Source organism: Gemmatimonadota bacterium (assembly GCA_026706345.1).
GTDB lineage: Bacteria > JAAXHH01 > JAAXHH01 > JAAXHH01 > JAAXHH01 > JAAXHH01.
The window spans coordinates 1-14,694 of sequence record JAPOYX010000183.1 but is presented as its reverse complement, the minus strand read 5'-3'; the positions used below and the strand labels follow the sequence as shown (position 1 = coordinate 14,694).

13 protein-coding genes are annotated in these 14,694 nt (G+C 62.4%); all 13 read left to right on the top strand.

Translation table 11 applies throughout. The features are described 5' to 3' along the window. Window positions 1-32: 32 nt before the first annotated feature. The 13 genes from metG (at window position 33) to OXG98_12475 (ending at window position 14,370) form a co-directional block, all read left to right on the top strand. Window positions 33-2,144: a methionine--tRNA ligase gene (gene metG, locus OXG98_12535; GenBank protein ID MCY3772829.1), complete on the top strand. Its 2,112-nt coding sequence runs from the start codon at window positions 33-35 to the stop codon at window positions 2,142-2,144. A gap of 131 nt (window positions 2,145-2,275) precedes the next feature. After that, on the top strand, window positions 2,276-3,040 hold the full coding sequence (locus tag OXG98_12530) for a TatD family hydrolase (protein MCY3772828.1): 765 nt from the start codon (window positions 2,276-2,278) through the stop codon (window positions 3,038-3,040). Further along, window positions 3,037-3,909 (top strand): 16S rRNA (adenine(1518)-N(6)/adenine(1519)-N(6))-dimethyltransferase RsmA, encoded by an 873-nt coding sequence (gene rsmA, locus OXG98_12525; GenBank protein ID MCY3772827.1) that lies wholly within the window; start codon window positions 3,037-3,039, stop codon window positions 3,907-3,909. The genes OXG98_12530 and rsmA overlap by 4 nt, the downstream gene beginning before the upstream one ends. 50 nt (window positions 3,910-3,959) lie before the next feature. Next, on the top strand, window positions 3,960-5,150 hold the full coding sequence (locus OXG98_12520) for a divergent polysaccharide deacetylase family protein (GenBank protein ID MCY3772826.1): 1,191 nt from the start codon (window positions 3,960-3,962) through the stop codon (window positions 5,148-5,150). Between the two features lie 16 nt (window positions 5,151-5,166). Continuing rightward, the gene (locus OXG98_12515; GenBank protein MCY3772825.1) at window positions 5,167-5,925 is read left to right on the top strand and encodes a pyridoxine 5'-phosphate synthase; all 759 of its coding nucleotides are present in this window, start codon (window positions 5,167-5,169) and stop codon (window positions 5,923-5,925) included. A gap of 200 nt (window positions 5,926-6,125) precedes the next feature. Then, complete coding sequence (locus tag OXG98_12510; protein ID MCY3772824.1) at window positions 6,126-7,772, top strand: hypothetical protein; 1,647 nt, start codon at window positions 6,126-6,128, stop codon at window positions 7,770-7,772. Continuing rightward, window positions 7,772-8,620, top strand: coding sequence for a hypothetical protein (locus OXG98_12505; GenBank protein ID MCY3772823.1), 849 nt, complete (start codon window positions 7,772-7,774; stop codon window positions 8,618-8,620). The genes OXG98_12510 and OXG98_12505 overlap by 1 nt, the downstream gene beginning before the upstream one ends. 42 nt (window positions 8,621-8,662) lie before the next feature. After that, window positions 8,663-10,168, top strand: coding sequence for a choline-sulfatase (gene betC, locus OXG98_12500; protein ID MCY3772822.1), 1,506 nt, complete (start codon window positions 8,663-8,665; stop codon window positions 10,166-10,168). 59 nt (window positions 10,169-10,227) lie between these two features. Further along, window positions 10,228-11,181, top strand: a complete 954-nt coding sequence (locus OXG98_12495) for a Gfo/Idh/MocA family oxidoreductase (GenBank protein MCY3772821.1) — start codon at window positions 10,228-10,230, stop codon at window positions 11,179-11,181. A 47-nt stretch (window positions 11,182-11,228) separates the two neighbouring features. Next, complete coding sequence (locus OXG98_12490) at window positions 11,229-11,678, top strand: type I restriction enzyme HsdR N-terminal domain-containing protein (GenBank protein ID MCY3772820.1); 450 nt, start codon at window positions 11,229-11,231, stop codon at window positions 11,676-11,678. An 11-nt stretch (window positions 11,679-11,689) separates the two neighbouring features. Further along, window positions 11,690-12,493, top strand: coding sequence for a phytanoyl-CoA dioxygenase family protein (locus tag OXG98_12485; GenBank protein MCY3772819.1), 804 nt, complete (start codon window positions 11,690-11,692; stop codon window positions 12,491-12,493). Between the two features lie 87 nt (window positions 12,494-12,580). Further along, window positions 12,581-13,567 carry a cyclase family protein gene (locus OXG98_12480; GenBank protein MCY3772818.1) on the top strand — a complete coding sequence of 329 codons (987 nt, stop codon included), beginning with the start codon at window positions 12,581-12,583 and terminating at the stop codon, window positions 13,565-13,567. A gap of 26 nt (window positions 13,568-13,593) precedes the next feature. Continuing rightward, a complete protein-coding gene (locus OXG98_12475) occupies window positions 13,594-14,370 on the top strand; it encodes an SDR family oxidoreductase (protein MCY3772817.1) in 777 nt (258 codons plus the stop codon). Window positions 14,371-14,694 lie beyond the last annotated feature (324 nt).

Sequence of the window (14,694 nt, the reverse complement as noted above, 5' to 3'; positions counted from 1 at the left end):
CATCCGGCAATTGAACGGGATTCATCCGGCAATTGAACGAGATTCAGCCGGTATGGGTCACCCGCGTCCCCGAGGAAACCGTGGCGGAAAAAATACTCGTAACAGATGCCTTGCCTTACGCGAACGGCAAGCTGCATATCGGCCACATTGCGGGCGTCCATCTGCCTGGAAACGTCTATGTACGGTACCAGCGACTGAAAGGCCGGGATGTCGTTCACGTCAGTGGATCGGACGATCACGGCGTGGCCATCACCCTGGCGGCCGAGAAGGCAGGCACAACGCCCCGGGAACTGGTGGACAAGTACTATCCTGTCATCAAGGGGGCCCTCGAAGAATTCGGTATCGTCTACGACAATTTCTCCCAGACCTCCCGGCCCATACACCATGAAACGGCCCGGGCCTACTTCCGACGTTTGGAAGAAAAGGGCTGTTTCGAAATACGCGAAGTCAACCAGATCTACTGTCCGGCCAGCGACCGCTTTCTGCCCGATCGTTACGTGGAGGGCACGTGCCCCCATTGCGGATCGGACCGCGCCCGGGGAGACCAGTGCGAGGCCTGCGGCACCATACTCGACGCCACGCAGTTGATCGATCCGCACAGCGAATCCTGTGAAGGTCCGCTCGAGGTGCGTCCGGCCAACCACTGGTACTTCAAGCTGGCCCGCATGTCGCCTGAGCTGGAGGCCTGGATCGAGACGAAAGAGCACTGGAAGGATAACGTGCGCAACTACTGCCGGGGCTGGTTCAACGAGGGGCTGTCCGACCGCCCTATCTCGCGCGATCTGGACTGGGGCGTGGCGCTGCCGACGGACGACGCGGTGGGCAAGGTCATGTACGTCTGGTTCGAGAACACGCTGGGCTACGTATCGTCCACCCGGGAGTGGGCGGTGAAACAGGGCGATCCCGACCGGTGGAAGGATTACTGGCTGAACCCGGACTGCAAACTCGTCAATTTCCTCGGCAAGGACAACATCGTCTTTCACGCGATTCTGTGGCCGGCCATGATCATGGAACACGGGGATTTCATCCTGCCTTCCGAAATTCCGGCCAACGAGTTTCTCAACATCGAGGGGCAGAAGTTGTCCACGAGCAGGAACTGGGCGGTCTGGCTGGATGAGTACCTGGAGGTCTTTCCGCCCGATCCCATGCGGTACTGTCTCGCGTCGATTTCACCCGAGACGAAGGACGCCGATTTCACCTGGAAGGACTTCCAGGCGCGGAACAACAATGAGCTGGCCGATATTTTCGGGAATTTCGTAAACCGCACGCTGACTTTCATCGACCGGTATTTCGACGGGGTGATCCCGGAGCCGGGGCCGCTTGCGCCGGAGGACCGGGATATGCTGGATACCGTCGCCGGAGCCCCGGACCGTGTCGGCGAGTGTTTCGAGTCCTTCCAGGTAAGGCGGGCGGTCAGAGAACTGATATCCCTCGGCAACGGATGCAACCGGTACTTCAACGACCAGGCGCCCTGGAACACGCGCAAGACCGACCGGGCACGGTGCGCGACCACGCTCTACGTATGCGCGCAGGCAGTCAGGACCCTGGCTCTGGTCATGTCTCCCATCATGCCGTTCAGCGCCGAAAAACTGTGGAAGATGGCGGGCCTGGAAGGGCGCGTAGAAGAGCAGAAATGGGACGAGGTCGAGATAGACGCGTCACTGTCCGGACGGCCCGTCGGCAAGATCGAAATCCTGTTTCAGAAGATCGATGACGAAACGATCGACGCGCAGGTCGAAAAATTGGGCAAGTCCATCGCCGTGGAAGACGGGAAGGTGGATTCCAGTGGAACCGAACCCGCCGGGACGGACGGAAACGAACTCATTTCGATCGATGCGTTCCGGCAGATTGATCTGCGCATCGCCGATGTCGTGGCGGCGGAACCGGTATCCGGAACGGACCGGCTGCTCAGGCTGCAGCTCCGCATCGGGGAGGAAGAACGGCAGATCGTGTCCGGCATAGCCCCGGGTTACACCCCGGACAAACTGGTCGGGCGCCAGATCGTAGTGGTTGTGAACCTGGAGCCCGCGAAAATCCGGGGTGTGGAATCCAGGGGCATGCTGCTCGCGGCCTTAGATGCCGGCGGCGCGCCCGTACTCCTCGGTCCGGACGTCCGGGTACAATCGGGTTCATCGGTGACCTGACGGTCCGTATGGCCGTCAGGCCCTGTACGAATGATGCGGCTGCCGCCGCGGATCGATACGGCCACCAGTGCGATTGATTCGGCCGCTGCGGATCGGGCATCACGCAATCATCCTCCACCCTGGCGCTGCCTTTGCTGTTCGACACCCATACCCATCTTACCGATGCAGCATTCGATCATGACCGGGGCGACGTGATCCAACGGGCTCTCGAGGCAGGCGTGGAGCGCATGGTCTCCATCGGGTATGATCTCGAAAGCAGCCTGGCTGCGGTTGCGCTTGCCGAGCACTGCGACGCCGTGTACGCCGCCGCGGGCATCCATCCCTGCCACGTCCACGAAGCGTGTGAAGCGGATTTCCGGGAAATCGAGAAACTGCTCGATCATCCGTCCATCGTCGGCGTGGGCGAAACGGGTATCGACCTGTTCCACGACCCGTCCACCTATCCGCTGCAGCAGGCGTCGTTCAGAAAGCATATGGAGTGGGGCCGAAGCACGGGGCTGCCGGTCATCGTTCACGACCGGGACGCCCATGCCGAGGTCATGGCCATGCTGGACGAGTTCCCCGACGGGGAGACGACCGCAATCCTGCATTGCTTTACCGGGGATATCGGCATGGCGGAAAAGGCCGTTTCCATGGGATGCTTCCTGGGGTTTGGCGGCATCGCCACGTTCAAGAACTCGACGGTCCACGAAGTGGTCTCCAGGTTGCCGAAGGATCGCATCCTGGTTGAAACAGACGCGCCTTACCTGGCGCCCGTTCCCCACCGCGGCCGCCGGAACGAACCGGCCTATCTCGTAAACACGGCTGAAGCGGTCGCCTGTCACCGGGCCGTGTCCATGGGCGAACTGGCCTGGACCACGACCCGGAACGCGGAGAAGGTGTTTCGTATCTCATGAGCACGGCGTTCGATCCTCCCGGGGACCTGCTGGCCGAACTTCGCAGATCGGCGTTCCGTCCATCCAGGACGCGGGGCCAGCACTTTCTGAACGATCCGTCCATAGCCCGTCGCATCGTCGAGGCGGCGGGTGTTACGCCGAATACGGCCGTGCTTGAAATCGGTCCGGGGGCCGGAGCGCTGACCCGGCACCTCGTGACCCGGGCGGGCAGGATCACCGCGGTGGAAATCGACGCCAGGCTGGCGCGGATTCTCGAGGAGGCGTACGGACACTACGACCACCTGGCCATCCTGAATCATGACGTGCTCGATCTGGATCTGCCGGAACTGATGGAAGGCTCCGGCGAAACGGGGTTCGTGATCGTGGCCAACCTGCCCTACGGCATCACGGGCCCTGTCCTGGACCGGCTGATCACCCATCATGGAAAGATCACGCGCGCGGTCATCATGGTACAGGGCGAGGTGGGCGGACGCCTGACGGCCTCTCCGGGAACGAAAGCCTATGGCGCGATAACCGCCATTCTGGCGTTCCACTACGGCGTGGAGTCCCTGTTTCATGTAGGAGGCGACCGGTTTGTTCCCCGTCCGGCGGTGGATTCGGTCGTCCTCAGGCTGACCCCCCATGATCGACCGCCCGTTGATGTCAGAGACCCGAGCCTGCTGACCGTCCTGATCAGGGCGGCCTTTCAGCATCGCCGCAAGATGCTGCACCACGCGGTGAGTCGCCTGGCTCCCGGTTCCGCCGCCTATCTTTCGGATCGTACCGGCATTGACCTGAAACGACGCGGGGAAACCCTGGACCTGGCCGAGTTTGCGGCGCTGGCCGATGCGCTTCGGGAATACGGAGACCACCGCAAAGACCATTCCTGACGGACTGCACTATGCGCTTCCGGTATTCACATTCGGCCCGACAGCGGTTGATGAACGAAAGGAGTCAACGGCGGCGCCACTTCCTTTACGCGGGCCTGGGAACGGCCATATTCGTCCTGCTGGCCTTCGCCACGTGGGTCCTGGCGTATGAAGACCAGGCGCGGGCGGTAGTGGACTGGCTCCTGGACCGCCCCCGGCCGGTTTCCTTTCCCGAGTATGCGCGCACCGCGGCCTTTAAATCCGACCAGGAGGCCTATCATGCGTTGGAGACCGCCCTGTACGGTGCGCTCGTCAATCTGCAGGTGACGCCGGGCAGGATAAGGGATGAAAAACCGCGTCGGATGATCGGAGCAGGCCGGTGGACGCCCGTGGAGCGCCATGTCACCGTTTCGGGCGCCTATTCGCTGACGGAATGCAATCTCGAGATTGCCAGGGCGGTCACGCGGGCGGGCGGGACGGTCGTCCGCGCGGCGGAACGGAGCAGGACCCGGGACTTGTTGCTCGAAATCGCCCACGACGGCAAGGTTACGCACCACCTCTACATAAACCGCGCAGAAGGCGTTCAGAAAAAAAAGGGCCGCCTGGCGGTAGTGATCGCCTACACGGACGGGAATCACCGCGACATGGTCGAGAAACTGGCGGAATTCACGCGGCCAATCACCTTCGCCCTGCTGCCCTGGGTATCCGGGGCGGGTGATATAGCCAGGGAGATCGCGCGCGGGAACCACGAGGTGATTGCGTTGCTGCCCGTGCAACCGAGGTCTTTCACGCGCAATGTGTCACGCCAGAGATCCATTCTGTCCGCTCATTCGGAAGCGACCAACCGGCGCATCGTGGAAGACGCCCTCGCATCGCTTCCGACAGCCCGGGGCGTGCTGGGATACCCTGGTGGCCGCATGGACAATGATGCCGAAGTACTCGCCCCCGTGGTGAACGAACTGGGCAAGCGCGACAAGTACTTCGTGGACATCGCGCAAACAGGGGAATCGTCCTCGGTTTCGGAGAATCCGGACGACGGACCCGGCCGGCTTCGTGCCTGGGGCACCCTCGATCCCGTTTACAACCCCGTGATCATATCCATGAACCTGGACCGGGCGTCGCTTTCGGCCCTGGAAGACGCCCGGGCGATTGTCATCGCCGATGCAAGGCCGCATACGTTTCAGGTTCTGGTGAACCGGATGGCACAACTTGAGTTGAGGGGCATTGAATTCGTTCGGGTTTCCGACCTTTTAAACAACTGACACCGGAGCTTCACCCATGGTAAAACTGAGTGTATGCGTAGACCAGGTCGCCGCCCTGCGAAACATAACGAAACGCGGAGAACCCGATCCCATGACCGCAGTCATGATGTCGCAGGTGAGCGGGGCGGACGCCGTAACGATCTCGTGGGCATCTGACGCTTCGCTTTACCTGGGCGGGGAATACGACATCATCCGGCAGCTCGTGCACAGCCACCTGAACGTCATTGCTCCCCCGGACCCGGAACTGCTGCAGAGTATCTTGACGATTTCGCCCGATATGGTTACTCTTGTTCCGTTGGGTTACGGGCATGCGGGCCTGAACAATGATTGGTACGATTCACCCTGGCCCCAGGGCGATTCCCTGGAACGGCCGGTCGAACGCATGATCGGGGTGTTGCAGGAAAACCGTATCCTTACGAACATATTGATCAGACCCACCGCGACGCACGTCCGGCAATGCGCCGAGATCAAGACGGACTATGTGCATATCGACGCGAGTCAATACGTTCAGGCCGCCGACCCCGAGAAGAAAGCCCGGGTATTCGAAGAAATGGCCGGCGCGGCAAAGACGGCGGCGCGGCTGAACATGGGAGTTTCCGTCGGCCGGGGCGTCGATTACCGGACGGCGGCCGATCTGGCGGGCATCGCGGAAGTGGAAGAAATGGTCGTGGGCTATGCCGTCGCCGTGCGGGCGATGACCATAGGGTTCGAACGGGCCGTCCGGGATCTGGTCGACATCATCCGTCACGCGCCCCGGCCCCCGGTAGACTGGTAGACTGGCCGCCGGTTCCACGCTGGCCGGGGTATTGAAGTCCGGCATCGTGGCAAACCATCACCCTGTCGAGGTGGCTGCTGGTCCCACGCCGGCTGCGGTATTGAAAGGAACAGACCATCCACAAACGTATTTCTTTCCTGGTCTTTCTCGCTGTAACCCTGCTGGGCGGGATCCTTGTCTTTCCGACCGTCAGGTTGTGGGTGTCCTCTTCAGAAACACTCGAAAAGCTCCCGCCGGCCGAACGGAAAGCGCTGTACGGCCAGTCCACGGTACCGGGGATCGATCTGGCGGGTGGATACCGTCTCGCCGCGGACGTGGATGTCTCGCGGTTCACGGAACGGGGCCGGATACGGGCGGTGGCGAGCCTGGTCGAGACCTGGCGTCGACGCCTGAATACCTTCGGTATTTCGGAACCCGTTGTTGCGGCGCGGGAAGAGGACACCTTCGATATCGTCGTGCCGTTGAGCGCGGACACCGGTCTGGCAAGCAGAATGATCCGGGAATCCGGCGAGATCACGCTGCACTTATTCAAGGACGGCGCGGAAGTACAGGCGTTGAGGCAGCGTATAGACGATGCCGTGCTTGAAAGGGACTCGTCGGCATCCGGCGGCCCGCCTGGTCCGCTCGGTCCAGGTGCGGGCGGCCAAGGCGTGGACAGCCAGAGCGCGGGCGGCCCAAGCGACCCGGGCGGTGCGGGCGACCCGGAAACAGCCGGACAGGACAGATCGGAATCGGTGCCGCCGGGTGGACTGAGCGCGTTGCTTGCCCGTATAACCGTGGAAGAGGGAATCGGTGACATCGCGGTCAGGGAGGACAACGTGGAAGCCGTACGGGCCATACTGGCCGATTCCACCGTGCAGGCCGCCATTCGGGCCTTCAACCTGGCGAATCCCCCCGCCGGCGCCTTCGCCTGGGCTTCCGAGCCGGTGGAACGCGGCGGAAGTCTGTACTATCCGCTCTACTTCATCAATCAGGACATCGACCTGAACGTGCAACCCCTCGCCTCGGCCGTGGTCAGCGACGCATCGGTTACCGCGAACCGTGGTGCCTACGCGGTGCGTCTATTCCTGGAGGACGAGGGCCGGGAGAGCCTGGCCAACCTGTCCAGCGCCAACGCGGGCAACCGCCTGGCCATCAAGATGAACGGGCAGGTGTACGTGACACTGAACATACAGGGCAGGATACCCGACGGGCGCATAGAGATCCCGGGGGGCGACACCCTTGACGAGGCGCGCGCCCTGGCGGCCATCCTGGAATCCGAGGCGCCTCCCCTGGCCGTGACGCTCCCGGATCACGCGGCAGAGGATTCGCCCTCGCCATACGGTGAGGATGTCGTGGATCGACTGGCAGGAGCCGCGGTGATCGCCCTGGGGCTGCTCGGCGCCCTGCTTCTGATCCGGTACCGGGCCGCCGGTGTGGTTTTTCTGGTGGGAATACTGTACCATCTGATCATGACCGGAGCCGTCCTCAGGCTATGGAACATCGCCGGAATCGCACCGTACTTCACGCTCGCCGGCGCGGCGGGTCTCCTCGGCGCGTTTCTCGTCTTCACCACGGTCCATCTCTGGATGTTCGAATTTCTGCGGGCGGAGTCCGGTGTGGAGTCCTCGGTCCGGCAAGGCGTAATGACGGCGCTTGAGAAATGCAGGCCGGTCCTCGTCTGGGTCCACGTCATGCTGTTGCTCGTCTCGCTCAGCCTGGTCGTGGTCGGCACGGACGGGCTCGTCAATTTCGGCCTCGTGCTGTTTTCCGGCGCGGCCGGCAGCCTGCTGACCGCCTTCCTCTGGACGAACATGCTCCTGTCCTCCCTGGTGGCGGACTGGCAGATCAGGAAGTTGAGCGTGTGATGGCAAACAATCTGGCAGCATTCTACGGAAAACTGATCGACAGGACCGGGCTGGTCTACGCCTTCGCCGTGTTGCTGGCCGTGTCGGGAATCGCCGCCACGGCGCTGAAGGCGGAACATGCGGCCACCGACGGTCTGATCGCGTTACTGTTGTCCGGCGACTTGCTTTACGGCCTTTTCGTGATCATGCTGATCGTACTGGTCATCGTCGGAGCCCGGATCGACGACCGGCCCGGCAAGAGCATCGCGCTGACTCTGGGAGTGTTGGCGGCCGGAAGCATCGTGCGGTTGCTGCTCCCCTTTGCACGGTCGATCGACTGGCTGGGAGAGTGGAACGGGATGATGATCGGCATCATGATCATTACCCTTTACCTGGCGCTGCGCGTGGGCGCCCGCTTCGCCGTTGTGGCCATGGGTTGCGCGCTGTACACCATGATCGTCACGGCGGGAATGACCTTTGGCCTGGTGGATCTGATTTCGGTTTCGAGTATCCTGGCCCTCATGGCGGCCGGAGCGCTGGCCGTAGTGATGGCCTTCCTGGGCTACAGCCAGGTCAGAATCCAGATGGAAGCCGCGCGGCGGGAACCGGTCGGCCACTCGGTGCGTGCCGGCATGTCGCGGGCCATGCCCTTCCTGTTCCTGGCCGGCCTGGCCGCCCTGCTGATCGCCGCCCCGCTGGCCGTCCTCGCCGAGGGGCCTCCCCGGGATATCGGCCTGTTGCTGCTGATCGGCGGTCCGGTCGGCGCCCTTACCGCGTTGATATCCGTGGTACCGCTCGTCTCCATGACGCAAAACGTATTGCTCGAAACCGGGACGCCCGCTCGGCGCGGAGGCCGCCGACAGCGATAATTGCCCGCAGTGGACTCGCCCGCACGGTCCTCCTGGAGCGTCATGGCCGACCAGCCCAACATCCTCCTGATCCTTTCCGACCAGATGGTCGCCGCGTTGACCGGGGCCTACGGACATCCCGTCGTCCGGACACCGCACCTGGACAGGCTGGCGGAAACCGGCGTCCGGTACGATGCCGCCTATACCGCCTTTCCTCTCTGCGCGCCCGGCCGGGCCTGCCTGATGACGGGAAGACACGCCTCCGAAATCGGCGCTTGGGACAATGGCGCGCTGCTGGCCGCGGACCAGCCGACCTTCGCCCACTACCTGGCCGATGCGGGCTACGATACCGTGCTGTCCGGCAAGATGCACTTCATCGGTCCGGATCAACTGCACGGATTCCGAATGCGGCTGACCACCGACATATATTCCTCGGATTTCGATTGGGTCAAACCCGAGTGGATCCGTCTCAAGGAGACCGGGGGAAGGGACTGCGAGCGGGTAATGGCCGACCGGCCGGCGTATAACGCGGCGGGTTACACGGGCGACGGCGTGCGAATCGGGGTCTGGCACGACGCCCTCAGCTACGACGAGGAAACTCATTTCCGGGCCATTGAATACCTGCGGGCAAGGAAGTCCGGCGGGGGAGAGGGTCCCTTCCTGCTCTGCGCGTCCTATCACCATCCCCACGAGCCGTTCTGGCCTCCGGATGTATGGTGGCAACAGTATGAAGGGGCGGAAATCGAACTCCCTGCCTTACCCGCCGACATGGATGAACACTACTCCATGATGGACCGGAACCTGAACGCCTATCACGGTACCGGCCGTTACGACCTGCGGGACGAAGAGGGCCTCTATCGGCTTCGCCGCGCCTATTACGCGCTGGTGAGCTACATGGACGACAAGGTCGGCGGCCTGCTGGACACGCTGGACGAGACGGGCCTGGCGGAAAACACGGTGGTGGTCTTCGCCAGCGACCACGGTGATATGCTGTGCGAGCGGGGCATGGTGCAGAAGCGGTGCTTCTACGAATGGTCCTGCCGCGTACCCCTCATCGTCCGCTATCCGGAAGGCTGGCGGGCGGGTACAACCTGTCCCCGTCCCGTGTCCCTGATCGATCTCCTGCCCACCTTCTGCGACCTCGCGGGCGTCGGGGGCCTGCTTCCCCACGACGGCGTAAGTCTCGCGTCGTCCACCGCCGGGGCCGACGCGGACCGCGTGGTGTTCGCCCAGGCGCACGAGGCCGTGGGCATGCCCTGCATCATGGCGCGGCAGGGACGGTACAAGTACCACTACATCCACGGCCATGCGCCGTGCCTTTTTAATCTGGACAGCGATCCGGGCGAATGGCATAATCTTACCGGCGAGGACGCGCACCGCCAGGTGGAAGCGCGTCTTCGCGATCGGATCCTCGACCGGTTCGACCCGGATGTCATGGCGGCGGAAAACCTGGCCAGCCTTTACCGGCGGCGCCTGGTCCGGGATACCATGGCGCGGCAGGGCCACACGTGGAGTCACGCCCCGGGTTTCGACCACCGGCGCGGCGCTATGAACCAGTACATTAAATAGCCCATTTGCGAGTACCGGCAAACCCGCTCGCTTCGCTCGGCGGACAAAAGGGGGTTTTCATGTTGCGTGCAGGCTTCATCGGTGCCGGAGGCCGTTCCCAGAGCGCCCACTACCCGGCGGTGGACCGGTTGGCCGATGTCGAAATGACTGCCGTGTGCGAACTGGACGAGACGCGCCTGGCGCAGGTAACGGACCGATACGACTTTCCGCACGTGTACACGGACCATCGCGCCATGCTGTCGGAAGTGGAACTGGACGTGGTCTACTGCGTCATGCACGAGAAATGGCTGCTTCAGCCCGCCCTCGACTGTCTGCGCGCGGGCAAGCACGTATTCATCGAAAAACCCCCGGGAAAGAACAGCGAAGAGACGCGCCAATTGCTGGATGCGGCCGTGGAGCACGACGTGTACGCCATGGTGGGGTACCAACGGCGCTATACCTCGGTGGTCCGCGAGGCTATGCGGCGCGTGCGCGCGAGGGGCCCGGTCTCTCTCGCCGTGACCACCTTCAACAAGAAAATGCTGCTCGACAGGCCGGAGTACACGACGACGCTCTGGAACGACGTGACCCACGTGGTGGACCTGCTGCGGTACATGGTGGGCAGTGAACCCGTCGAAGTAACCCGTTACCGCGACAAGTTCGATTCCGTCGACTGGAATCACTACACGGCGCTGGTCCGTTTCGCCGGCGGGGCCACGGGCGTCGTATTTGGAAACCGCGCCTCCGGCGGCCGGGTGTTGGGCGCGGAGCTGCACGGCGTGGGCATCGGCTGCTACATGAAGCTGCCCGAGGAAATCGACATCCGCGAGGACGATCAGCAGACCGTGCTGCGGGGCTGGGAGATCAACGGCGACGACCCGGAAGATACGCCCCGTTACGAGGGTGCGCTCGCCATGCACGAGCATTTCGTGGAGTCCGTACGAAACCACACCACCCCGGTCAGCGACCTGCGGGACGTCATACACACCATCCGCCTCGTGGACTGGATCGAAACGGGGCACTGTCCCGACTAGAAGCTGTCCAGTTCGAACGCCGTCTTCGAGTGCCGGCCGCCTTCATCATGCAACGGCTCAATTTCCCGGAATACGTATTCGAAATCGACTCGGACGAAGCGGGCCGCAGGGTTATCTTCGACGGGGTCCGGCGCCGGTTCGTCCGCCTTACGCCCGAAGAATGGGTCCGGCAGCACCTGGTTCGGTACCTGGTGGAGGACCGGGGCTTTCCCGCGGGCTTTGCCGCCGTGGAAAAAGGATTCCAGTATGCCGGAACGGCGGTCCGCGCCGACGTGATCATGCATGACCGGAAAGGCAGGCCGGTCCTGATGGGCGAATGCAAGGCGCCGGAGGTCCGGGTGACCGAAGCGGTGTTCGAGCAACTGGCCCGGTACAATTCGGTCATCCAGGCCCGGTATCTCGTGGCCACCAACGGCAGGACACACTTCTGCTGCGAACACAGGGCCGGCGGTGGTTTCCGTTTTCTGTCGGAACTGCCCGAGTTCGAGGAAACCTGAGGAGTTCGAGCGTGCCGGAAGGACTGAAACTGGTCGCGAGAGAGACGCCGAAACAGCGGGTTGAAGCCCTGGAACAGGACGGCTACGTCTATTTCCCCGGCGCGCTTACAGATGGTGAAGTTGTCGAATTGCGCGACGCCATGGACCGGCTGGAAGCGCGTCCCGATGAATTCGATCGGTTTACGGATCCCGAAAGCCACGGTTTTCTCAACAAGTCCATCAACAACGTGTTCAACCGGGACCCGGTGTTTCTGTCCTATCTGGACCGCCCTGAGGTCATCGACGTGGTCGAAGCCGCCCATGGAGCGGACTGTCACGTCATCGGCATGACGGCGTGGATGACGGGCCCGGGCCGGCCGGACCAGGGCATCCACGTGGATTGGCAGCCGCTGGAGCTGCCGGAGGACGTCATGGACGATCCCCGGGTCAAGGTGCCGGTGTACATCACCACGGCCCACTATTATCTCGATGATCTGTACGAGGCCCTGGGGCCCACGCAGTTCATTCCCGGCAGCCACCGCGCCGGTCGCCGCCCTATCAGTGGAGAGACCTCCTGGCGCGGGGTCGAACCTAGGAGCATTTTCTGCTCCGCCGGCGACGCCGTCCTGTTCCGCTGCGAAGTCTGGCACCGGGGAACGGCGAACACGAGCGACCGGGTGCGCTACCTGCTCCAGGTCCATTACGCCCAGCGCATGATCACGCAGAAGTTTCCGCCCTACCTGAACCGGTTCCAGTTCGATCCGGATATACTTTCCCGCGCCACGGACCGCCAGCGCCGGCTGTTGGGCGAGCATGTACAGAGCAATTACGACTGATTTTGGAAAACGGAACCGATCCACCATGCCATGGTTGCATTTCAGCTATGCTATGCCGTTCAGTCAACTCATTCAGGAGGTAGTTTCATGAAATCCGCGAAGTACGTTATCGTTTTCCTTCTATCCGTTGGTTTGGTCCTCCAGGTCTCCGCGCAGACGCGGGAGCAGGGACCGTGGTGGCCCCATCCCATCTGGGGCAAGGATGACCAGGCCGGTGGTTCCAACTGGATCACGCCGGAAAAGGTGCTGAAGGCTTTGACCCTGGTCAAGACGGGTCAGATCTACGAAATCGGCCAGGTATACAGCGCCGACATGCCCCTCTTCGGCCAGCGGACGTATTCCATGGTGCTGCCCGGTTCTCCCACGGGCGAGCCCATGGGGTCGAACAACCTGATCTATTACGATGAGTTCCTGGTGGCCGAAATCGGCCAGGTCGGCACGCAGTTCGATGGGCCGGGCCATATCGGCGAACGGATCAGGATGGCGGACGGAACAGAGAAGGACGTCTTCTATAACGGGTTTACCAATGAAGAGATCAAGGGGCCCTACGGGCTCGTGAAGCTGGGCATCGAGCACGTCAAGCCCTTCGTCACCCGGGGTGTCCTGGTCGACGTGGCCGCGTACAAGGGCGTGGAATCCCTCAATCACGGGTACGAGGTCACCGTGGAGGACGTCGAAGGCGCGCTGGAGCGCCAGGGCATTGCGATGGAAAGTCTCGAACCAGGAGACGCGTACTTCTTCCGGTACGGATGGGCGCGTCACTGGAACGACCCCGGCACATACAACGCCAGCCCGCCGGGCATCGGAATGGCCGTAGCCCGCTGGGTGGTCGAGAAGAAGGCCTCAATGATCGGTTCTGACCAGTGGACCACTGAGGTCGTGCCTAATCCGGATGTCAGTAAAGCCTTTCCGGTCCACCAGGAGTTGATCACCCGGAACGGCGTATGGAACCTCGAGAACATGAACCTTGACGAACTGTCCGGGGACGGGGTCTACGAGTTCCTGTTCATCCACACGCCCATACGATTCAAGGGCGCAACGGGCTCGCCGGCCCGGCCGATCGCCATCAGGTGAGATACTGCCGCAGAAAGGAGCAAGTCATGTCAGCATTCGAAGGAAAAGTGGTCATCGTTACCGGCGGTGCCAAGGGAATTGGCGGGGGGATCGTACGCGCCTTCGCCGGTGAAGGCGCCCATGTACTCTGCGCCGATATCGACGACGAAGCCGGCACCGAAATCGCCGCGTCCAGCGACCGGATCCGTTACGTCCACGCCGATGTCACCACCAGCGAGATATGCCGTTCCCTGGTGGAAACCGCGACGGAAGCCTGGGGAGGCGTCGATATACTGTGCAACAACGTCGGGATCCAGCCTACGGCGAGCTATCTTCCCGCCCACGAATTGTCCGAGGCGCAGTGGGACCGGATCATCGACGTGAATCTCAAAAGCCGGTTCCTGATGGTCAAGTACTGCGTTCCCGTGATGAAGCGACGCGGGGGCGGGGTGATCATCAACACGGCGAGCGTCCAGGGACTGCAGTCGGCGAAGGGCATCTCCGCCTACGCGGCGAGCAAGGGGGGCGACCTGTCGCTGGTTCGTCAATTGGCCCTGGACTATGCGGAGGACAATATCCGCGTGGTGGCGGTCAACCCGGGCACCATCGAAACGCCGCTCCTGCAGGAGGCCATCGATTCGATCGGTGGCGACGAGGCCGAAATACGGACGGACATGGCCTCCCGGCATGCGGTAAACCGGCTTGGTAGTCCGGAAGATATCGCCAACACGGTGCTCTTCCTCGCGAGCGACCGGGCTTCCTTCATCACGGGAGAATGGTTGAATGTGGACGGGGGGCTGATGGCTCGGGGGGCGTGGGCCTAGATGGGTTGAATCACGGCTGAGGATTGGCATGTGGAATGATTGGGGCGTTCAGTAAAACTCGAAGTGCCGTCGGTAGAGTCTTATTCTCGTACCAGGTTTGTTTTTTTGTACGAGAAACCTGCAGGGGATGCCGACTATTGAAGTAACTGGTTGAGATACGGACAGGAATTCGAACACTGAACTTGGTGCCAGTTACCCTCAGTACGATGAATACGCCTTAGCGTGGGGAAGTTACAATATGAGCGTCGAGTTGATCGGGATAGTCAGTGTGGGCGTGGCGCTTGCCGGCCTTATTCTGGCGTCGAAACGGGAGATCAATCACCG